Source organism: Nitrospira sp. Nam74 (assembly GCF_965152615.1).
Genome location: NZ_OZ224220.1, coordinates 91329 through 110909, shown reverse-complemented (window position 1 = coordinate 110909; position 19581 = coordinate 91329). Strand labels below are relative to the sequence as shown.

At 55.7% G+C, this 19581-nt stretch carries 21 protein-coding genes; 10 read left to right on the top strand and 11 right to left on the bottom strand.

The window, feature by feature from the left end; all coding sequences use genetic code 11:
- From ACWHYZ_RS00565 to ACWHYZ_RS00550, 4 genes are all read left to right on the top strand, one after another.
- Positions 1 to 1713 carry a 30S ribosomal protein S1 gene (locus ACWHYZ_RS00565; protein WP_447985361.1) on the top strand — a complete coding sequence of 571 codons (1713 nt, stop codon included), beginning with the start codon at positions 1 to 3 and terminating at the stop codon, positions 1711 to 1713.
- Between the two features lie 34 nt (positions 1714 to 1747).
- Complete coding sequence (sppA, locus tag ACWHYZ_RS00560) at positions 1748 to 2644, top strand: signal peptide peptidase SppA (RefSeq protein ID WP_447985360.1); 897 nt, start codon at positions 1748 to 1750, stop codon at positions 2642 to 2644.
- Between the two features lie 66 nt (positions 2645 to 2710).
- Positions 2711 to 2992, top strand: a complete 282-nt coding sequence (locus ACWHYZ_RS00555; protein ID WP_447985359.1) for an integration host factor subunit beta — start codon at positions 2711 to 2713, stop codon at positions 2990 to 2992.
- Positions 2993 to 3002: 10 nt separating this feature from the next.
- Positions 3003 to 4001: a PCP reductase family protein gene (locus ACWHYZ_RS00550; RefSeq protein WP_447985358.1), complete on the top strand. Its 999-nt coding sequence runs from the start codon at positions 3003 to 3005 to the stop codon at positions 3999 to 4001.
- Between the two features lie 479 nt (positions 4002 to 4480).
- On the opposite strand, the gene ACWHYZ_RS00545 is transcribed toward ACWHYZ_RS00550, so the two are convergent.
- The gene (locus tag ACWHYZ_RS00545) at positions 4481 to 4804 is read right to left on the bottom strand and encodes a hypothetical protein (RefSeq protein WP_447985357.1); all 324 of its coding nucleotides are present in this window, start codon (positions 4802 to 4804) and stop codon (positions 4481 to 4483) included.
- A gap of 214 nt (positions 4805 to 5018) precedes the next feature.
- Between ACWHYZ_RS00545 and ACWHYZ_RS00540 the strand changes: the two genes are divergently transcribed.
- The 3 genes from ACWHYZ_RS00540 to ACWHYZ_RS00530 all read left to right on the top strand — a co-directional run bounded on the left by ACWHYZ_RS00540 (position 5019) and on the right by ACWHYZ_RS00530 (position 7760).
- Positions 5019 to 6218, top strand: a complete 1200-nt coding sequence (locus tag ACWHYZ_RS00540; RefSeq protein ID WP_447985356.1) for an FG-GAP repeat domain-containing protein — start codon at positions 5019 to 5021, stop codon at positions 6216 to 6218.
- Positions 6219 to 6299: 81 nt separating this feature from the next.
- Complete coding sequence (locus tag ACWHYZ_RS00535; RefSeq protein WP_447985355.1) at positions 6300 to 6497, top strand: hypothetical protein; 198 nt, start codon at positions 6300 to 6302, stop codon at positions 6495 to 6497.
- A 174-nt stretch (positions 6498 to 6671) separates the two neighbouring features.
- Positions 6672 to 7760 carry a D-alanyl-D-alanine carboxypeptidase family protein gene (locus ACWHYZ_RS00530; RefSeq protein ID WP_447985354.1) on the top strand — a complete coding sequence of 363 codons (1089 nt, stop codon included), beginning with the start codon at positions 6672 to 6674 and terminating at the stop codon, positions 7758 to 7760.
- A gap of 121 nt (positions 7761 to 7881) precedes the next feature.
- Here the strand turns inward: ACWHYZ_RS00530 and ACWHYZ_RS00525 are convergent, their stop codons facing one another.
- Complete coding sequence (locus tag ACWHYZ_RS00525) at positions 7882 to 8406, bottom strand: hypothetical protein (RefSeq protein WP_447985353.1); 525 nt, start codon at positions 8404 to 8406, stop codon at positions 7882 to 7884.
- Positions 8407 to 8549: 143 nt separating this feature from the next.
- Positions 8550 to 9509 (bottom strand): LysR family transcriptional regulator, encoded by a 960-nt coding sequence (locus ACWHYZ_RS00520; RefSeq protein WP_447985352.1) that lies wholly within the window; start codon positions 9507 to 9509, stop codon positions 8550 to 8552.
- A gap of 179 nt (positions 9510 to 9688) precedes the next feature.
- Here ACWHYZ_RS00520 and ACWHYZ_RS00515 point away from each other — a divergent pair, with 179 nt between their 5' ends.
- Positions 9689 to 10150: a group I truncated hemoglobin gene (locus ACWHYZ_RS00515; protein WP_447985351.1), complete on the top strand. Its 462-nt coding sequence runs from the start codon at positions 9689 to 9691 to the stop codon at positions 10148 to 10150.
- A gap of 37 nt (positions 10151 to 10187) precedes the next feature.
- Here ACWHYZ_RS00515 and ACWHYZ_RS00510 read toward each other — a convergent pair whose 3' ends face one another.
- The 8 genes from ACWHYZ_RS00510 to ACWHYZ_RS00475 all read right to left on the bottom strand — a co-directional run bounded on the left by ACWHYZ_RS00510 (position 10188) and on the right by ACWHYZ_RS00475 (position 17825).
- Complete coding sequence (locus tag ACWHYZ_RS00510) at positions 10188 to 10475, bottom strand: hypothetical protein (protein WP_447985350.1); 288 nt, start codon at positions 10473 to 10475, stop codon at positions 10188 to 10190.
- A gap of 48 nt (positions 10476 to 10523) precedes the next feature.
- A complete protein-coding gene (locus tag ACWHYZ_RS00505; protein WP_447985349.1) occupies positions 10524 to 10913 on the bottom strand; it encodes a hypothetical protein in 390 nt (129 codons plus the stop codon).
- Positions 10914 to 10927: 14 nt separating this feature from the next.
- Positions 10928 to 12193 (bottom strand): Glu/Leu/Phe/Val family dehydrogenase, encoded by a 1266-nt coding sequence (locus ACWHYZ_RS00500; protein ID WP_447985348.1) that lies wholly within the window; start codon positions 12191 to 12193, stop codon positions 10928 to 10930.
- Positions 12177 to 12947: a lipoyl(octanoyl) transferase LipB gene (gene lipB / locus ACWHYZ_RS00495; RefSeq protein ID WP_447985347.1), complete on the bottom strand. Its 771-nt coding sequence runs from the start codon at positions 12945 to 12947 to the stop codon at positions 12177 to 12179. Before lipB ends, ACWHYZ_RS00500 begins: the two co-directional genes overlap by 17 nt.
- Positions 12944 to 13873, bottom strand: coding sequence for a S1C family serine protease (locus tag ACWHYZ_RS00490; protein ID WP_447985346.1), 930 nt, complete (start codon positions 13871 to 13873; stop codon positions 12944 to 12946). Before ACWHYZ_RS00490 ends, lipB begins: the two co-directional genes overlap by 4 nt.
- A gap of 447 nt (positions 13874 to 14320) precedes the next feature.
- Positions 14321 to 15574 (bottom strand): sigma-70 family RNA polymerase sigma factor, encoded by a 1254-nt coding sequence (locus tag ACWHYZ_RS00485; protein ID WP_447985345.1) that lies wholly within the window; start codon positions 15572 to 15574, stop codon positions 14321 to 14323.
- 146 nt (positions 15575 to 15720) lie between these two features.
- The gene (locus ACWHYZ_RS00480; protein WP_447987500.1) at positions 15721 to 16473 is read right to left on the bottom strand and encodes a slipin family protein; all 753 of its coding nucleotides are present in this window, start codon (positions 16471 to 16473) and stop codon (positions 15721 to 15723) included.
- Between the two features lie 17 nt (positions 16474 to 16490).
- Positions 16491 to 17825, bottom strand: coding sequence for an NfeD family protein (locus ACWHYZ_RS00475; protein ID WP_447985344.1), 1335 nt, complete (start codon positions 17823 to 17825; stop codon positions 16491 to 16493).
- Here ACWHYZ_RS00475 and ACWHYZ_RS00470 point away from each other — a divergent pair.
- Positions 17778 to 18830: a tRNA (adenine-N1)-methyltransferase gene (locus ACWHYZ_RS00470; RefSeq protein WP_447985343.1), complete on the top strand. Its 1053-nt coding sequence runs from the start codon at positions 17778 to 17780 to the stop codon at positions 18828 to 18830. The two genes, ACWHYZ_RS00475 and ACWHYZ_RS00470, sit on opposite strands and share 48 nt — an antisense overlap.
- Positions 18821 to 19573 carry an SDR family NAD(P)-dependent oxidoreductase gene (locus tag ACWHYZ_RS00465; protein WP_447985342.1) on the top strand — a complete coding sequence of 251 codons (753 nt, stop codon included), beginning with the start codon at positions 18821 to 18823 and terminating at the stop codon, positions 19571 to 19573. The genes ACWHYZ_RS00470 and ACWHYZ_RS00465 overlap by 10 nt, the downstream gene beginning before the upstream one ends.
- Positions 19574 to 19581 lie beyond the last annotated feature (8 nt).

Sequence of the window (19581 nt, the reverse complement as noted above, 5' to 3'; positions counted from 1 at the left end):
ATGACTACCGCTTCCAAGCAGACAGACGAGCAATTTGACCGGGGGGCTCTTGCCGCCCTGTATGAAGAGACCTTTAAGAACTTCGAAGAAGGCACCATCATCGAGGGCCGGATCGTTGCCGTCGGAAAAGACAAAGTCGTCGTCGACATCGGCTACAAATCCGAAGGCATGATCCCTGCGGATCAGTTTTCAACCGAGGAACTCCAGACGGCGAAAGCCGGAGACCCTATCCAGGTCTATATCGAGGATCGCGAGGATGCAGAAGGCAACCTCGTTCTGTCAAAAGAAAAAGCCGACAAGATGAAGGTGTGGGAGGAGCTCGAAAAATCTCACCAAGATGAAAAAGTCGTGGAAGGACGCGTCATCTCGCGCATCAAGGGTGGGATGATGGTCGATATCGGTGTCAAGGCGTTCCTTCCCGGTTCACAAATCGATCTACACCCGGTCCGTGATCTCGATGGACTGGTGGGCAAGACGTTCCCCTTCAAAATCATCAAAATCAATCACCGTCGCGGCAATGTGGTCGTGTCTCGCCGCGTCCTCCTCGAAGAAACCCGTGACCGGAAACGCCAAACGACGCTGTCGACCCTCAAGGAAGGCCAGTTGATTCAAGGCACGGTCAAGAACATCACGGAATACGGCGCCTTCATCGATCTCGGAGGCATCGACGGCCTGCTTCATATCACGGATATGTCCTGGGGCCGCGTCGGCCATCCCTCGGAAATGTTCATGGTCGGGGATAAGGTCGAGGTGATGGTGCTGAAGTACGATCGAGAGACGGGCCGCATTTCACTGGGCTTGAAGCAAAAGAGCGCCGATCCATGGACGAATGTAGCCGCGAAATATCAGGTGGGGACTCGGGTACGCGGCAAAGTGGTGAGCCTGACGGATTATGGCGCGTTCATCGAGCTGGAACCGGGAGTAGAAGGCCTGGTCCACGTGTCTGAAATGTCGTGGACGCACGAGGTTCGACATCCCTCTCGTCTGGTGTCGATCGGCGACCAAGTCGAGGCCGCGGTGCTCAATGTCGATATCCCGAACCGCAAGATTTCGCTCGGCATGAAGCAAACGGCTCCAAACCCGTGGGACATGGTAGAGTCGAAATATCCTTCCGGCACGCGCATCGAAGGCAAGGTCAAAAGCCTGACTGACTTTGGGGCCTTCATCGGTCTTGAAGAAGGAATCGATGGTCTCATCCACATCTCCGATATGTCATGGACGAAGCACATCAAGCATCCATCGGAGCTATTTAAGAAGGGTCAAAAGGTGGATGCGGTCGTCCTGAAGATTGACCGAGAGAAGGAACGGCTCTCGTTAGGCTATAAGCAGCTGTCCCGAGATCCATGGGAGGATGAAATTCCTCAACGTTACAAAATGGGCTCGACGGCGGCCGGGAAAATCACGAAGATCACCGATTTCGGGGTGTTCGTGGAACTGGACGGTGGAGTCGAGGGATTGATTCACATCAGCGAGACTGCGCTGGAGCCTTCCGCAAAGCTTGAAGAGCGATTCAAGCTCGGCGAAGACGTCTCCGCCAAAATCATCAAGGTAGACCGCGACGAGCGCAAGATCGCGCTTAGCCTGCGTGAGCACCGGAATGATTATGAACGGCGTGAGATGGACGAGTATCATGCGAGTCAAGGTACTGTGGATCAAAGCCTTGGCCGGACCGCCAAAAAGACAAAGAAGCGCGAAGAGCACGAGGAGGAATAGCGTTGCGACATCCTAATCAAATCGGTTGCCGCCCATGAACGAAGAGACACCCGGCCCTCCACGTCGCCGAAGCCGGTTTCGGCTATTTTTGTGGATTGTCGCGGCAGGGATCGTTCTCCTCGTTCTCATGAATGTGCTGTTTCCTGACCTGGATCTCTCCACGGAAGAACGCATCGCACTGATTCGCGTGGAGGGAGTCATCCTCGACGCGCAACAGACCGTCAGCGAGCTGAAACGATATGGCGAAAACCCGCTCGTCAAGGCCATTGTCGTCCGTATCGACAGTCCAGGTGGAGGCGTGGTTCCCTCTCAAGAAATCCATGACGCCGTGAAGCGCATCCGAGACAAGCAGAACAAGTTGGTCATCGCTTCCATGGGCACTGTCGCCGCATCCGGCGGGTACTACATCGCCGCGGCTACCGATCGCATTGTAGCGAATCCCGGCACATTGACGGGCAGCATCGGAGTCATCATGGAATTGGCGAATGTGGAAGGCCTCATGAAAAAGATCGGGGTGGAAAGCGTCGTCATAAAAAGTGGAGACCATAAGGATGTTGGGTCTCCCTTTCGAGCCATGAACGCTGAAGATCGCCGCATCCTTCAGAACGTGATGGACGACGTGCATAGCCAATTCATCGAAGCCGTTGCGACGGGCCGCTCCCTTGAAATCAAAGACGTCAGAACGCTGGCCGATGGACGGATCTTCACGGGTCGGCAAGCGAAGACTTCGAAGCTGGTCGATGAATTAGGGGACTTGAATGACGCGATTAAATTGGCGGCTGACATGGCGGGCATGGAGGGCGAACCGCGGGTCGTCGAGCCGCGAAAGCGGTTTTCCGTTCGAGAGTTGATTGAAGGACACCTGGGAAAGATACTCCCGAGCCTTCAACTCGAAACCGGTGTTCGGCTCAAGTATCTGATGGCGTTCTAAGTCCGCGTGTCGCGACCACAAGGGGCGTATACTCATAAACGGCGCATGGCCGAAGGAGGATCCCGTATGACAAAGGCGCAGATCATCGAGAAGGTTGCGGAGCAAATTCCCACCCTCACCAAGCGGCAGGTCGAAATCGTGGTGAACACGATGTTCAACAGCATCCGGGATTCTCTGCACAAAGGTGACAAGACGGAGATCCGAGGGTTTGGAAGCTTCCGCCTGCGCAGTCGTCGTATGAAAGAAGGACGGAATCCTAAAACGGGCACGACCGTGAGCGTGCCGGCGAAAAAGGTGCCGTTCTTCAAAGCCGGTAAGGAATTAAAAGAACTCCTCAATAAGTCATAACGAGGACTACATGTTTGAATCAAAAACGCAGACCACTGAAGCGGAGATTGTCTGGTCGAAAGAAGCGCTGTTCCGAATGGAACGGGCGCCGATCTTTCTACGCGGCATGGTAAAACGCCTGGCCGAGCGAAAAGCCCACGAACTAGGCTACACCGAAATTACGGCTGAAATTCTCGATCAGTTCAAATCGCAAATGATGGGCCGAATGGGCGGGGAATCCGGCATGGCCGCCGCGGCCGATCAGATCGGACAGGGCAAGATTCCCTGGACGGCAACAGCAAAAGCGCGATTGGAAACTGTGCCTGAATTCATGCGTCACATGATTCAGCAGATCGCCGAAGAGCTGGCAGTAGAGCGGGGCCATCTCGAGGTCAATATCGAACTGTTTGAAAAGGTCGAAGCGCTGGGCGATGTGCAGGAACAGGCTGCCTCTCCAATGACCTGGACGGAGGGCGCGCGAGCGCGCTTGCAAGACAAAATCAAGAATTCGCCTCCGATCGCCATGGACTTCGTGACCGATATGTTGAAGAGGGACACGGAGGATCTTGCGCGAGAGAAGGGCCTATCTCAGATCGATGAAGCCACCCTGGTTCAGCTATGGGATGCACCGCAGGAGCGTGTGCTGTGGAGCGATGAGGCATGGAAACGGCTGCTCACCTCGCCGGATTTCGTGCGCAGTGGCATCCGAAAAGCGGCAGAACGACGGGCGCGGAAGCTGAAATTGACGGAAATCGACTCGGAACATCTGACGACGTTTCGCAATGAAGCGATGATGAAAGCTGTGAAGCGAATTCGGTCGTTCGGTTATAACGAGTTGACGTTTGACGCCTTCGAAACGGCGCTCGAAAAGACGAAACGACTCCAAGGGAATGAACAGGCCGGGAAACGGCTTGAAGAAATCCGCCAACATTTCAACGACCCCACCACACAGAAGCCGGAAGGCGGTACGCTCGGCGCCGAGCTTATGGGCCGCTTTCGGAAGTATTTAAAGGGCGAGGGACCACTCTAGTACACACTGCCCCGCCTTTCTTTCTTGGGCGATACCGGCGAGGTGGCTTTGGAATGAAGCTGCCTCGCTATGGCCTGCGAAAACACAGAGGCCGAGTGCCATCTGTGCTCCGGCACCTGTTCCCTCAAGAAGATCCACTTCTTTCGGAGCCGACCTGCTCTTGGCCCCGTGGGCCGCACCGGCTTGGCAAATGATATCGTCAATGCTGAGGGTCAACTCGGCGGTTTTGACTCTCTATTGCCATATTGATGGAGCTGGATCTTGAGACTATGCAGTAGGTGAATGCCAGCGTGCTTGGGAGGATTGCCCAACAAACATGAAAGGGTGGAGGGGACATCTCTACAGGAGGATGAGAGACGTCGGAGCTTTGGGGCACGACCAAAGCACGCACACCTCCACCGCTTTCAATAAACCACAGCGCCTGTCAGTTTCGCAAGGGGACTAATGTCCCTTAATGGGGCAGAGGCAATGACAAGTCTTCAATGCGCAACCGATTGCTTTGGCCAGAATTTATGGCGGATTTGAGGCAGTTGCACATTTTCAAAATTCGGAATGTCGTAGAGACACCGATCAATGGTTTCCACTTCTTCCTTCGTCAGCTCCAAAACGACCGGTTTTTTCCAGAATTGATCCAGCGTAAAATAGTCATTAACCTGCGGACGTTCAGCCAATAGCGCCTGCATGTTTTTAAAGCCCGCGGTGTCTACTCCGGCGATGCGACCATTATTCCTGTCAATGCACCATTTCAGCACTTCGGCAATTCCGTACATCGTCAGTTCAATCTTCATCTTCTCGTCTGCCATGGAACCCTCCTTATTCAGCGTTATTCTAGCGTAATGAACCTCCACTCTTCCACAGGAAAGAGCATGGCCTGTGACCATTGTAGGGGGGTTGTAAGAGAGGAGCGTATCGACTCTTCCCTCTCACCTCAACGCTGTTGCTAAGCTTCTAGAGTGGTGGGTATACTCTGGCGGCGTTTCATCAATGGCGACTCCAGTCGTAATATCAGGCACAGGCGTGGCTCAGGCTCACGTTCGTACATTGCGTATCCCATTGATTGCAGGACGGATTTGCCGGTTCTTGCTGGCCATGAACCTTCTCTTGATCGGGTGCTCCAACAAAGACCCCTATATTCCTCCAGACCTTTTATACCTTTTTGCCACGTACCCGGTTGGGAAAAATCCCACCTCTGTGACAACCTGGGACTTTAACGAAGATGGCATCACGGACATTATTACTACGAATATCGGCAATGATTCCCTGTCACTTCTCTTCGGCAACGGGGATGGCACCTTCAAGGAACAAAAACAAATCCCGGTTGCAAAAGAGCCGCGCGCCTTGGCGATGGACGACTTTAACGACGATGGCCGCATGGATTTGGCTATTGCCTGTTCCGGTAGCGATCAGATTGCCATTTACTTCGGCCTCGCAAATGGAACCTTCGGATCCGGGCAACGATATGGAGTCCACAAGTCACCCGTGTCCATTGCTGGGGGCGACTTTAATGGAGACCATAAGCCGGATCTCGCCGTGGCATTGCGCAACGACAAAATCAAGATTCTGATCGGGCAAGGGGACGGCACCTTTGTGGACGGCCCACAATACGAGTATGGGGACACTCCGACGTCCATCGCCGTGGCAGACCTGGACCGCAATGGAACCTTAGACCTTGCGGTCACCAACGGAGGTCCGATGAGCAGTGCGGTGTCGATTTGGTTGGGGAATGGTGACGGCACATTTCGCAATCCCACCGACTACCGAACAGGCAAACGCCCCCTGGTCGTGACCTTCGCCGATTTCAACGGCGACCAGTTCGTGGATCTCTTAGTGATGAATGGCGAGATGGATACGTTTACCATCTTTCTTGGCAACGGCAATGGCACATTCCAGGCCGGCAAAGAATCGGGCGCCGATACCGGGCCGGTCTACGGCTTAGCCCGCGATTTCGACGGCGATGGGCGAATGGACGTGGCGATTGTAAACGTCCAATCCAACAACCTCTCGATCCTTTATGGACGCGGAGACGGAACATTTCGTTATCCGCCGATTAATTACCGAACACGTGGCGGCCCCTTTGCCTTAGCCACGCTGAATCTCACGACTCAGTCGACGGAAGTCCCGGGACTGGTCATGGCCAATAACGGCGCCGCTAGTGTCACGATATTCCTGCATCGTGGTGTCCGAACCGGCACCGCATCTCCTCACACCTCATCTTGATGTCTCTTCCAGTTTCTTGACAGTCCTGCCCTCGTCAGTTAGAGTCAGCTCTAGTGTGTGGAGGCGACAGAAGGCACGACCGTGCGGACATTTGTTTGGTGGTTCAACATTGGGGCTCTGACCACCTTATCGGTCCTCATGGTTCAAGGGGGAGTTCACGATCTCTTGTACGGGACACGATCGGGAGGAGCCGCTGCCTATCTCACGTTTGCGATCACGATCCTTGGCGGAGGACTCCTAGCCGGATGTCTAGCGCTGATCATGAATCGCCTGCGATAGCAGACAGCCTATTTGACTTGACAGTGCGAAGCGGCCCGCGGTACAAGCGACTGGTTTTATTTGAGCGCCATTCTCACGAATGACTACGCCCATACGGACATGGAATGCATTGTTTGAAGTGCAACGGGTACATGATGGTAGAGCGGAATTACACCCTGCTCAGCAGACGCCTCTATGCCAGGTGCCTCAACTGCGGATTCTGGTTGGATTTGGCGGATCTGCTACGCTTCTTTCATAAGGTCATCGATAACGGATTCCGTGGCGCCAAGGTACGTGAGACTATCACCCTCTGATCGCCGCAGAAGACCTTCTCGACTTGACCGTCCTTTGGACAGATCCTTCACTTTTTCCTCCCTCCTGTTACTGTTAATCATCCTTCTTTGTTCTGTGGGTGTAGTACGGGTACTCCTAGCCCCTACCGAATCCTTTGCAGAGACCAAGTTGCCGAGGCCCGCCCTTCAAAGTCCACCCGCATATGCACCGAAGACCACGCCTTTTCGTACCTTCCGCCGCTCTCGTATCCCGGCGGACAGCATCCTCTTAAAGGATATTTCCAGCGGTCAGATTTTGTATGCGTTCGAGGCGAATCGTCGGCTTTCTCCGGCGAGTCTGACTAAGATTATGTCGGCTCTCGTCATGCTTGAATACGGTAAGTTGGATGAGTATGTGACCGTGAGCCGCGAGGCGGCGGCCGCGCGAAAAATGCATCTGCGGTTACGAGCAGGGCATATTTTCCGCCTGGAAGATCTGATAAAGGCGATGCTCATCACATCGGCTAACGACGCCTGCCTGGCGGCGGCCATTCATGTCGGTGGCTCAGAGGAAAACTTTGTCGAGCTGATGAATGTGAAGGCGCGGGCCCTGGGGCTCACGCATACACACTTTAGCAATGCATGCGGCTTTGACTCGCCCACGCATTACACGACCGCGCAGGATCTCGCATCGTTAACCGAGCTGGCTCTTCAACATCCGCTGTTTCGGTCGTACGTCAAAGAGGAGCGCGCGGTCCTCACTGCGCTCAATACGAATCGATCCTACCTACTGCGCACCACAAATCGGTTGTTGGGTCGGATGCCGGGTGTCGAAGGGGTCAAGACAGGCTTCACATCAAAGGCTGGACGATGTCTAATTGCCAAAGTGTCTCAAGACGGAAAAGAACTGCTCCTCGTGCTGCTTCACGCCTCATCTCGGTGGAATACGGCGACGCATTTGATCAAGTACGGACTCCAGAATCCACATGTCACCACGACTGCCTTGCAATAGTGCACGACTCAGCCGCGGTGCCGCTTCCGAGTTTCCACGAGCGGTCGGTGCCTCTTTTGAGCAGCGCACGGCAGGGCGATGTACGGCCGAGAGCAAACCAGAAATTGAAAGGCAAACTTCCTTACTGAGGCGGATTGAATTCGATATTGACGTCCTTCCCGAGATAATTGACGACAAATCCCTGCTTCTCGTAGTTCAGCACGGCTCCCATCACATTTTCGTCCCCATAGTCTTCCTTGCCGAGAATCTTCCGAATATCGTCAGGGCTTTCGCTATTGAGGACATTGCGAAACAGGCCGCGCGCCTTATAAGCGAACCGGTTATTGATAAAGATCAAATCTACCTTGCCATCCATCAAGCGCACTCCGGCCATGGGACCCGTGGGCTTGCGTTGATCCAGGAGAAGAATAAACGTGGCTTCCTGTTCGGTCTTTACACCGGGGATTTTCTCATTGACTAATACATCGTAGGCCTTGCTCTCGGGGTCGCCGAGTTTCACGCCAAACAAGGAAATGTCCGAGCTTTTAAAGATCTTTGGATCCATAACATCGTTCTTGCTTAGCTCATACGGCTCGGCGGAGACCGTCCCCGCAACGATCAAGGTGAGACAACACGAAAGCCAGATCGCCCATCGTCTCCCTGCCATTACGTCCTCCTTATTAACCCCGCTGATACAAGACAATGAGGCTCGCAACCGAAAAAATTCTCGGGCAATTGTAGCCGACAGAACTGACGAACTTCAAGGAAACTGACTGACATATCTCTCTATTCGAATGGAACCGACGAGACCTACCCCTGGCTCTCGGCATGGATGATACGCCGAGACGGAGCCTTTTGAACCGGCGCATGATCGAGGCTAACTTGAAGATCGTCGAGTGTGGTTCGGCAGAGTCGGACAAACTCCTGAGCAGCTTTGCCGAGATGACGATGAGCCAGAGAGACCATTCCGACATCGTGCCTCGGCACAGGATCATACAACTCAATCAGGCGCAAACCGCTACCTCGAAGGCGATGGCGAACATACAGTTCGGGCAAAATCGTCAGCCCGGCGCCCTGCTTCACCGCCTCCAGAATCCCTTCTGGCGATGTCATTTCGACGGACACCTGTGGCCGCACTCCAACCTCGGCACACTGAGTTTCGATCATCTTTCGCAAACAATAATCGCTCGGCAACAATACTAGTGGAAGTTTCGCGAGCTCACGCATGCGAAGTCGCTTCGCGGTCAGACGAACACCAGGCGGACTCACCAGCACCAACGTTTCTGTAAACAGGCGCATGGCAACCAGACGATCGTTCGTGACGGGTAGGAGACAGAGGCCAACGTCAAAGCGGTTGGCCAGCAAAGCCTCTTCAATTGTCGAGGATGGCTGCGCATACACGTGAAGGTCCACGTGAGGAAATCGCTGTTTGAACCGGCATACCAGCGGAGGGATGACATAAGAATTAATGGTCGACACGGCGCCGACGATTAACCGGCCCTGCTCAGCGCCGGTCAGCTCTCGCACTGACTGGACCGCCAACTCCGTTTCACGGATCACCCGTTGCGCATGCTCTCGGAACAGCCGACCGGCTTCAGTCAGAGCCACGCGTCGACCAAGCCGGTCGAACAGCGGCGCTCCAAGTTCGTATTCGAGCCCAGCGATCTGAACCGACAAGGAGGGTTGGGAGACCGCAACTTTCTCGGCACCCCTCGTAAAACTCTCGCTCTCCGCCACGGCCAGAAAATATCGTAGTTGTCGTAACTCCATCCACTTCTCCGGTTCAAATAGGATTTGTATAGTCTAATCCTATCCATTCTATAGAAACAATATATTTGATCTATTGTGTCCGGCCTGGATATCCTCCCTCATGACAAGGGTGAGCTGCCAAGCGTCTTGCTGCTTGAGATCAAGCTCGCACACTCATTTCACACTAGAGGGAGGACCAAGTGAACGATCTACGACCGAGAACGCACACGGTGTTCTTCGCTGTTCTATCGATTGCTGTCGCCGGATGTTCGGCGTCGCAAACCCAAGCCGGCCAAGGAGGAGAAAAGTCACTCTATGACCGTCTTGGGGGAAAGCCGGCCATTACAGCGGTGGTCGACCAATTCGTGGCAAACGTCGCGAACGACAAGCGGATCAATGACCGATTTGCGACCACCGATATACCACGGCTCAAAAAGCACTTGGTCGACCAGGTCTGTACGGCCTCTGGCGGCCCGTGCACCTATACCGGCCGTGACATGAAGAGCACGCATGCCGGCATGAGAATCACCGCCCCCGACTTCAACGCCCTCGTTGAAGACCTGGTCGCGTCGCTTGATACGTTTAAAGTGCCCGAGGCGGAAAAGAAGGAGCTGCTGGGCATTCTGAGCCCGATGAAGAAGGAAATTGTGGAGCTCCCATAACGCAGGTGGGGAGGTGAGCAGTAACGCCTCCCCGTCTTCAGGGCTCGCTCGACTTCAAGAGCAGTTCGGCAAGCACTCGCAGCCGGCTGAAATAATCAATGCACTCGCCTGACAAGTCAGGCCAGAGATCGTCCAGCTCAGCAAGACATTCCTGCAACATGTCGATGCGCGGAGGATCGAGTGTTTCATCGGTATCAAAGAAGTACACGGCGCAGCCGCTGACGACCGTGTCCAGAGTCATCAATTCTCCTTCGTGCGGCGTAGACATCGCCGGCCAGCCGGCCTCACGGTGCACCGCCCACAGCGTATGCAGATCCGTGTTCATCCTATTGTCCTGATCCATGAATCAGTGGGGTTATGGCGCCGTACAGATTCATTCCGTCCCAATCCAGCCCGAGGCATGCAACAGAAGCACTGAAAGCGTGCAAAGGCCCAGTCCCCAAAAGCGGTAATCGACATCGTCGCGACGAAGACACCAATCCAGCACGCTCTGTCGCCACCGTTCAGGCCCCATCATCAGGAATACGCCCTTCGCCACCATAACGCCTCCCGTCATGGCCCACAGCATTTCGTAATGAAATCCCCGGGTCCCGGCCAACAAACATACGCCCAACACGACAGCCATCCCCTCCCAGCTGAGGACTTTGGGCGACACCGCTAACACCTCGCGCACGTGTGCCATAACTTGACGCGGAGCTACAAGCAGCGCCAAGCCATCGGCCATCCATATCCCGGCGATCATCGCCAATACGTATCTGATCACCACCGGTATCCACTTCAGGGATAGAGCCCTCGAGACAGATGGGCTTGCGCCACACGATCGATGCCATTCATGAACGCTGCCATGCGCATGGAGGTTCGCTGACGTGTGGCAAATTCGACGGTGCGTTCGAACGCCGCCGTGATGATCTCATGCAGTCGATCTTGAATGTCCGTGGCTTTCCAGAAAAATCGCTGCGCATCCTGCACCCACTCGAAATATGACACGATCACCCCACCTGAATTCGCGAGGATATCAGGAATGATAAAGACGCCCTGATCGGCCAGTATGGGATCGGCCTCCAGTGTCGTCGGACCGTTTGCGCCTTCCGCTAAGATCCGGCAGCGAATGCGTGCCGCATTCGTGGCAGTAATCTGCTCGGACAACGCCGCGGGTACCAGCACCGTGCAAGGCAGCGCGAGCAACTCTTCATTCGTGATCCGTTCACCGAGTGCAATGTCACACAATGGTTGCTTCTCGGACTGATACCGGGTTAGCAGAGTCGGGATATCCAGCCCCTTCTCATTATAGAGACCACCGGTCTTGTCGCTGACCGCAATAACTTTCGCGCCGACCTCGTGCATAATCCGAGCGCTGTGCGAACCCACGTTCCCGAATCCTTGCACAACAACCGTGGCGTCCTCAACGGCCAGCTTGAGATGCCGCATAGCCTCCAGCGTCACATAGACGACTCCCCGTCCGGTCGCTTCTTCGCGTCCGAGGCTCCCTCCGATAGACAACGGCTTGCCCGTGACCACACCCGGGACGGCGAAGCCGACCTGCTGGCTATACGTGTCCATGATCCACGCCATTACCTGCGGATTGGTCCCGACATCGGGAGCCGGCACGTCTTGGTCGGGGCCGATCATAGGAAAAATCTCGGCGGCATACCGGCGGGTCAAACGCTGCAATTCGCCCGGGGACAGCTGTTCGGGGGCCACACGGACTCCACCCTTTGCGCCGCCGTAGGGCAGTCCAGCGAGGGCACATTTCCAGGTCATCCACATGGCGAGGGCTGCAACCTCACCGAGGTTGACGTCAGGATGGTACCGAATGCCGCCCTTGGAAGGGCCTCGGGCAGAATCATGCTTGACGCGATACCCGGTAAAGACCTTCACCGCGCCGTTATCCATCCGAATAGGTACACTGACGATGAGCGACCGGTCCGGCATTTTCAAGCGTTCACGAAGATTGCGGTCCAACCCCATTAGTTCAGCGGCCTGATCGAACTGCGCCACAGCCAGCCGAAACATCGGTGTATCGAATTCATTCGTCGAATTCATCAGCAAACTCCCTTATCGCCTGGACGGAATTCTCTGCCCCCCACCGTTGTCGGATGGTACCTACATCGGTCATCCATTCCGTCCATTCTATGCCGAACACCTCTCCAAACATCTCCACCATCCGACGGCGAACCGTATCCATTCGAACGTCATGCCCCAGCACGTTGCCCATGGACGTGACACGACACTGCTCGATTCCGCACGGTGTCACCAGTTGGAATGGGGATAGATCCATCGTCACATTCAAAGCCAACCCATGCATGGTGACGCCGCGCTGGATCTTCACCCCAAGGGCGGCAATTTTCGCAGGATGCTCGGACCCCACCCAGAGTCCAGGCCATTTGTCGATCCGTCGCCCAATAATACCCCATTGTGCCACAGTTCGAATGAGGACCTCCTCCAGCAGATGCACATAAGCCTTGGGGCCGGGACAGAAAGACGCTAAACGGAGAATCGGATAGCCGACGAGTTGCCCGGGTCCATGAAAGGTAATCGAGCCGCCGCGTTCGACCCGATAGACCGGGTAACCGAACTGTACCAGGCGACGCTCATCGCGCCCCCAATGCTCCTCGCGCCCGCTTCGCCCAATCGTGAATACGGCGTCATGTTCAAGCAGCACCAATGTATCTTGCACGTGATCTATGGCGCGCCGTTCCACCAGCAGGCGCTGCAGGTTCCAAGCTTCCTCATACTCCACTCGATCAAGTGAAAGAACGGTGCCACGCACAGGTCGTTGAGCGGATGGCGGAATCATGGGGATCGGTCGCTTTGTGCAAACGCATCACGCGGAAGAGACAGGGTGACCTGCCCATTTTTCCCGAATACCCTCAACTGGGCGGGGAGCGGGTCACCGGGACGAAGATAGGCGTGCCAAAAATCACCCATGTTGTAGATCTCAATATTGTCCACGGCGGTAATGACGTCGCCCGTTTGAAGGCCTGCTTGCGCCGCGAGCTTGGCTGGCTCTACCTGTGCCGCGAGGACGCCGCGATCAATTTCCAATGAAAAGCTCGCGACAATGCTCGGCGTAACGGTCACAGGGAAAAACCCCAGATCAGGGCGCATGATACTCCCTCGGACGATCATGGACTGTACCTGTGGAAAGGCCGCATCCATCGAAATCGCGTAGCTAATCGCCTGTGCGGACGGCGCGACAGCGACATTCATGCCCACTACACGGCCGGACAGGTCGACCAAAGGACCACCACTGTTGCCGGGATTAATAGCCGCATCGGTCTGAATCAAGTCATACAGCGTCTCTCCATTGGGAGTGACAATAGATCGGTCCAACGCACTGACCACTCCAACCGTCACGGTCGAGCCGCCCTTTAGCGCAAAGGGATTCCCGATCGCGACGACCGTTTCCCCGATTTGAAGGGTAGACGACCGCCCGAGCGTAGCGGCGGTCAAGTCTTTAGCCTGGATCTTGATAAGCGCCAGATCCAACAAAAAATCCCGGCCCACCACACGACCGGGCGTCAGCCGACCTGACGGAAGGCCAACGACAACGCTTTTTGTATTTTCTACTAAATGATTGTTCGTCAAAATATATCCCTGCTCGTCGACGATCACCCCTGATCCGGATCCCGGGGGTGCAGGGTGAAGCGGAGAATTAGGAGGGACGCCCCGGGTCATGATGGCGACGACCGAAGGTCTGACGGATGCCACGACTGCAGGCACCGACATATCTTTATGGGGAAGGTCATCCGAACGGCTATGAGCGGGAGCACAGCACACGAATGGAAGGAGATTCAGACAAGACGTGATCGCGAGACTGAACCATGAGCGGAGGAACCGTTCGATAAGCCACCTCAATCTTTATCGGCTTAGGGAGATACGGAGAGTCATTCTACCGAAAGGGCGGGATGAGTGCCAGTGCGGTGGAACGGTTTGCCACACTGCAGAAGATTCGATGTTCCGGGATGACAAGCGGACCTCCAACAGCTTACATGAAGTAACGTAACTTCGCATCACCCCCCTACACGGACCGCTGGGTACGGACTTACACGGGGTCACGGGGCTGCTAGTGAAGACTTGTCCACTAAAAGACAAGACGTCCTGGTGGGAATCCGGACAGGAGAAGTAGAGGAGAGCCAAGCGGGGTTCCCGGCTTGGCTCCCCCAAGGGTTAGTCCTTGATTGCGGCAAACATCTGCTTGATCTCAGGCGTCTTCAGCTTCTTCAAGGCCTTGGCTTCAATCTGCCGAATGCGCTCGCGGGTCACAGATAGGTTTTGGCCGACTTGCTCAAGTGTAAACGGTTCATCCTGACCAATCCCAAAGCGCATCCGTATCACTATCTGCTCGCGCGGCGTCAGCGTACTTAAGATTCGATCGAGCTCACGCGTCAGCTCAGTACGGTTCACATGGGAATCAGGAGGCATCGCATGGCGGTCGGCAATGAGTTCTCCAAAAAGGGTCTCTCCATCACCGACCGGATTGTCCAGCGACACCGGCTCCTGGAAAATCTGGAGTGTGTCCTTGATTTTATCCGGGTGGATCTGCAATGACCGGCCGATCTCTTCCGCTTTCGGCTCTCGCCCGAACTGTTGGGCCAACCGACGGGTGGTCCGTACAATGCGGTGTGAGGATTCGGTCATGTGCACGGGAATCCGGATCGTGCGGGATTGGTCGGCCAGGGCGCGAGTGATCCCCTGACGCACCCACCATGTCGCGTAAGTGCTGAACTTGAACCCTTTTCGGTATTGATAGCGCTCCGCCGCCTTCATCAACCCGATATTGCCTTCCTGAATCAGATCAAGCAGGCCGAGCCCTTTGCCGTTGTAATGCTTGGCAATATCTACCACGAGGCGCAAGTTGCACCGGACCATTTCGTCCTTCGCCCGCTCAAGAACCACGCGCGCTTCACGAAGTTGCCGAAGGCCGCGCTCATATTGCTTCTCTCGATATCCACCCGCTCGATGCTGGCGTGCCGCGCTGATGAGTGTGGCAAGAAGACGCTCGGTATTGTCCAACGCTGTGGCGGAAAAGCCGCTGAGCTGGCGCACTTCATTCAGTTGATGTACGGCGTCGACGATTACATCATCTTTCCGCATTTTCACGGCTAACTTGAGCGTTTCACGCAGGACGGCCCGGATTGCCCGAGTTCCTTGGTCGATCCGCTTCGCCAGAGCAATTTCTTCCTCGCGTTTCAACAGCGGTCGTTCGCCAAATGACCGAAAATACAGCGATTCCAGGGCCAGATCTTCCGCCGGTGCCTTAGCAGCGGCCGGGACTGGCTCGCTGAGCACTTCAGGTTCCTGAGTTGCACTGGACTCACGCTCGATAAGTTCCAGGATATCGCTGGCTTCCGAATCATCCGACTCAGGATCCAGGACCAGATCTTCCTCTTGTTCCAGTTCGATGTTTTGATGATTGATCATGAATTTGCCCTCTGTTCTCCGGCCCTAGAATGGGATCGGAGTTGTGCCATCTAGATTGTTAGAGACTGATAGCGCGTAAAAGATTCAAGACTGGTGCCACTTGCACCACACGAGATAAGCCCATTACAGCAGAAATCAAGGAAGGATTACGTCTTCTTCTCCAACGCATTGATGAACGGGGCGAGAATGTCGATGGGGACCGGGAAGATCGTCGTCGAGTTCTTTTCTGCGGCAATTTCGACCAACGTCTGAAGATAGCGGAGTTGGAGCGCCACAGGATTCTGGCTCATGATGGTGGCAGCATCGGCCAGCCGCTGCGCGGCCTGATATTCGCCTTCGGCATGGATCACTTTCGATCGTCGCTCACGCTCAGCTTCGGCCTGTTTCGCAATCGCCCGTTGCATTTCCTGGGGAAGATCGACGTTTTTCACTTCGACCGCCGACACTTTCACGCCCCATGGTTCGGTCTGGGTATCGATGATGCGTTGCAGCTCAGTGTTGATTTCCTCTCGCCTCGCCAACAAGTCATCTAATTGCCCCTGGCCTAACACGCTTCTGAGGGTGGTCTGGGCCATCATCGACGTCGCATAGAGATAATCCTCCACCTCGATAATCGCCCGTTGCGGGTCGACGACGCGGAAATAGATGACCGCATTCACTTTCACGGACACGTTGTCTTTGGTGATGACATCCTGCGGTGGAACATCCATGGCGACGGTACGTAGACTGACCCGGACCAACTTATCGATGAATGGAATGATGACGACGACGCCCGGCCCGTTGCCGCCGATGATGCCACGCGCCAACCGGCCCCAGCGAAAAATCACCGCCCGTTCGTATTCCCGCAGGACATGAAAGCCCATTCCGATGATGACGAGCACGAGCAGCAACAGAATCATGGGACTGAACAGAACATTCATCGCAGGGCTCCCTTTTCCGGAGTGGACTTCACGCGCAGCTTCAGTCCCTCGATGGCGGTGACTTCGACCATCCTTCCCGCCTCGACCGGTTCCTCGCTCATGGCCTCCCACAACTCGCCACGGACTGCGACCTGGCCTCGGGGGGAGAGCGCTGTTTTGGCAACGCCGACCAATCCTACCATCCCTTCACGGCCGGTGATGGGCTGTCGGCGCATGGCCCGCACACCCATACCGACAATCGCAAACGACACGAGCGCGGCCAACCCGACCACCGGAATAATGACGGCCCAGGAAATTTGCAGAAACGGCGCGTCCGTCTTGATCAACATCAGTGAGCCCAACAACATAGAGAGGACACCGCCGATTGCTAACAAGCCATAACTGGTGACCGTTGCCTCAAGGACAAACAACACGACACCCAGGAGCAACAGCAGGACTCCGGCGTAATTGATCGGCAAGGACTGCAAGGAGTAGAAGCCGAGAATCAGACTAATCGCGCCGACAATTCCCGGTAGAATGGCCCCCGGATTATAGAGTTCGGCCAGTAATCCAATCGTGCCCAACGTCATGAGCAAATAGGCAATATTGGGATCGCTGAGTGCTTTGAGTAATTCGAGGCGCCACCCCATCGGAAAATCCAATACCTCCGCATCCTTGCTCTGTAACGCCACGGAAGCTTGCCCCATCGGCACCTTACGTCCGTCCAACTTCTTCAACAACCCGGGAAGATCTTCAGCGATGAGATCGATGATCTTTAGATTGAGCGCTTCCTTTTCAGTGACCGATACGCTTTTGCGCACGGCGTCCTCGGCCCAGTGCACATTGCGGCCTCGTTGTTCCGCAATGGACTTGAGGTACGCGACGGAGTCGTTCTCCACCTTCTCCCTCATCGTCTTATCCATCTCTCCACCACCCAGGGCGACGGGATGAGCCGCGCCGATATTCGTGCCGGGGGCCATAGCCGCCACATGAGCGGCCATCGTCAGAAATACGCCCGCGGATGCCGCACGGCCGCCTGAGGGAGCCACGTAGACCACAACGGGAATCGTCGATCCGGTGAGGTCCTTAATCATCAGCCGCATAGACGTGTCGAGTCCACCCGGGGTATCGAGCCGCAGGATGACGACCTGGGCATGATTCGCTTCTGCCCACGCCAGGGCGTCGTGAAGGTACTCTGCCGCGACCGGGTTGATGACCCCTTCATACGTCGCCACAACGACTGGTGCAGCCGCTTGCGCGGACAACGTGATGGCCCAATCAAACAGCAGAGAAAGGAAGAGAAAGTGAAAGAGAAAACCGCGACGAATCTTGAACACGGGTGCCGACGACATCAGTGCTCCTCGCCCGCTTGCGAATTGATCATAGGAGCCGCATCATACGGTGTCAAGAAACGCAGTGCGCTCATCGAGCGCGATGCCGTGTTGAAAAGGTTTGGAACGTTCTCCTACAATGGCCGCATGCAATTTCAAAATGGCGAACGCGTTCATTTGGTCGATAAGAACGGACGGCACTATGCGCTGACGCTCAAAGCCGGCGAAACCTATCAGCATAGCGGAGAGATGGTCGCGCACGATGCGCTGATAGGACAACCGGATGGTTCCCTCGTCACGCTCTCACGCGGCAAACGTATGCTCGCGTTGCGACCCACCTTCGGTGATTACGTCCTCAAAATGCCACGGGGGGCGCAGGTTCTGTATCCCAAAGATTTGGCGCTGATCGCTATGTGGGCGGACATCTATCCCGGCGCACGCGTGTTCGAGGCGGGCACCGGTTCCGGGGCCTTGACCATGACGCTCCTTCGCGCCGTCGGCGAACGAGGCGCCGTGGTGACCTATGAGGCGAGAGAGGACTTTGCGCGAACCGCACTGAAGAACATCGAACGGTATCTGGGTCCGGTCTCAACGTTGACATCCCGGCGCGCCGATGTCTATGAAGGGATCAAGCCTGAGGACCGCACGCCGCTTTTTGATCGGCTCGTCCTGGACTTGCCGGAGCCGTGGCGAGTGGTTCCCCATGCGGTCGACGCGCTCCGTTCCGGCGGGATCTATCTGAGCTTCGTCCCGACCGTTCCCCAGGTCACGCAGACTGTGGATGCTCTGGAGCGAGCGAATGTATTCGGCATGATTAGCACCTTTGAAACACTGTTGCGTACATGGAATATTCAAGGACGAAGCGTCAGGCCCGATCATCGCATGGTCGCCCATTCTGGATTTCTGACCGTGGCGCGCAAAATCGAACCGGGCCTATGGCGCAAAACACAGGCTGAACCTGTGCCGATCGATGAGACTGACCAAGACGAGATGCGGGACAATGAGGAGGCGGGCCCATGCGTCTAGCGGGGAAAGTGGCCGTCGTCACCGGCGCGAATGCAGGGATCGGCGCGGCGATTGCCGACGTGCTCGCCGCAGAAGGTGCCGCCGTGGTCGTGACCGGGCGAAGGAAGGATCTATTGGATCAGGTCGTGGCGGGTATCGACCGCAAAAAGGGCCGAGCGCTGGCTGTTGCCGGAAGCGTCATCGATGAATCTCATGTGCGATCCGTCGTGGACCAGTGTGTTCGCGCCTTCGGCACACTGAATATTCTTGTTAACAATGCCGGCATCGGCGCCTTCGGCAAACTTCTGCACGAAATCGATGATGCCACATGGAATGAGGTGCTCGACGTGAATCTCACGGGAGTGTTTCGGATGACTCGCGCAGCCGTGCCCGTCATGTTAAAGAATGGTGGCGGCTCCATCATCAATATGTCGTCTGTTGGAGGTCTGATCGGATTTTCAGGCAGCGCGGCGTACGGAACGTCAAAAGGCGGCTTGGAGCTTTTTACCAAATGCGTCGCCATGGACTACGCTCAGGATAAGATTCGTTGCAACTCCGTATGCCCCGGCTTGATTGATACCCCGATGGCCGCTCCCCTGCTCAACAATCCGGAGATGAAAGCCGAGGTGTTATCCGCCTATCCAATCCGTCGCGTGGGCACATCGGAGGAAGTCGCAAAGATGGTCCTCTACCTTGCCTCTGATGATGCATCATGGGTGACGGGAAGCTCATTCACCATCGACGGCGGGTTAACTGCGCACTGAGGAAGCTG

Bases quoted from the DNA above. Each gene is read 5' to 3' on its own strand.
- ACWHYZ_RS00465 (WP_447985342.1), top strand. From the start codon at position 18,821: ATGCGTCTAGCGGGGAAAGTGGCCGTCGTCACCGGCGCGAATGCAGGG.
- ACWHYZ_RS00500 (WP_447985348.1), bottom strand. From the start codon at position 12,193: ATGAATTCGACGAATGAATTCGATACACCGATGTTTCGGCTGGCTGTG.
- ACWHYZ_RS00565 (WP_447985361.1), top strand. From the start codon at position 1: ATGACTACCGCTTCCAAGCAGACAGACGAGCAATTTGACCGGGGGGCT.
- ACWHYZ_RS00525 (WP_447985353.1), bottom strand. From the start codon at position 8,406: ATGGCAGGGAGACGATGGGCGATCTGGCTTTCGTGTTGTCTCACCTTG.
- ACWHYZ_RS00520 (WP_447985352.1), bottom strand. From the start codon at position 9,509: ATGGAGTTACGACAACTACGATATTTTCTGGCCGTGGCGGAGAGCGAG.
- ACWHYZ_RS00475 (WP_447985344.1), bottom strand. From the start codon at position 17,825: ATGTCGTCGGCACCCGTGTTCAAGATTCGTCGCGGTTTTCTCTTTCAC.
- lipB (WP_447985347.1), bottom strand. From the start codon at position 12,947: ATGATTCCGCCATCCGCTCAACGACCTGTGCGTGGCACCGTTCTTTCA.
- ACWHYZ_RS00485 (WP_447985345.1), bottom strand. From the start codon at position 15,574: ATGATCAATCATCAAAACATCGAACTGGAACAAGAGGAAGATCTGGTC.
- ACWHYZ_RS00555 (WP_447985359.1), top strand. From the start codon at position 2,711: ATGACAAAGGCGCAGATCATCGAGAAGGTTGCGGAGCAAATTCCCACC.
- ACWHYZ_RS00510 (WP_447985350.1), bottom strand. From the start codon at position 10,475: ATGAACACGGATCTGCATACGCTGTGGGCGGTGCACCGTGAGGCCGGC.
- sppA (WP_447985360.1), top strand. From the start codon at position 1,748: ATGAACGAAGAGACACCCGGCCCTCCACGTCGCCGAAGCCGGTTTCGG.
- ACWHYZ_RS00550 (WP_447985358.1), top strand. From the start codon at position 3,003: ATGTTTGAATCAAAAACGCAGACCACTGAAGCGGAGATTGTCTGGTCG.
- ACWHYZ_RS00545 (WP_447985357.1), bottom strand. From the start codon at position 4,804: ATGGCAGACGAGAAGATGAAGATTGAACTGACGATGTACGGAATTGCC.
- ACWHYZ_RS00530 (WP_447985354.1), top strand. From the start codon at position 6,672: ATGCCAGGTGCCTCAACTGCGGATTCTGGTTGGATTTGGCGGATCTGC.
- ACWHYZ_RS00480 (WP_447987500.1), bottom strand. From the start codon at position 16,473: ATGATTCTGTTGCTGCTCGTGCTCGTCATCATCGGAATGGGCTTTCAT.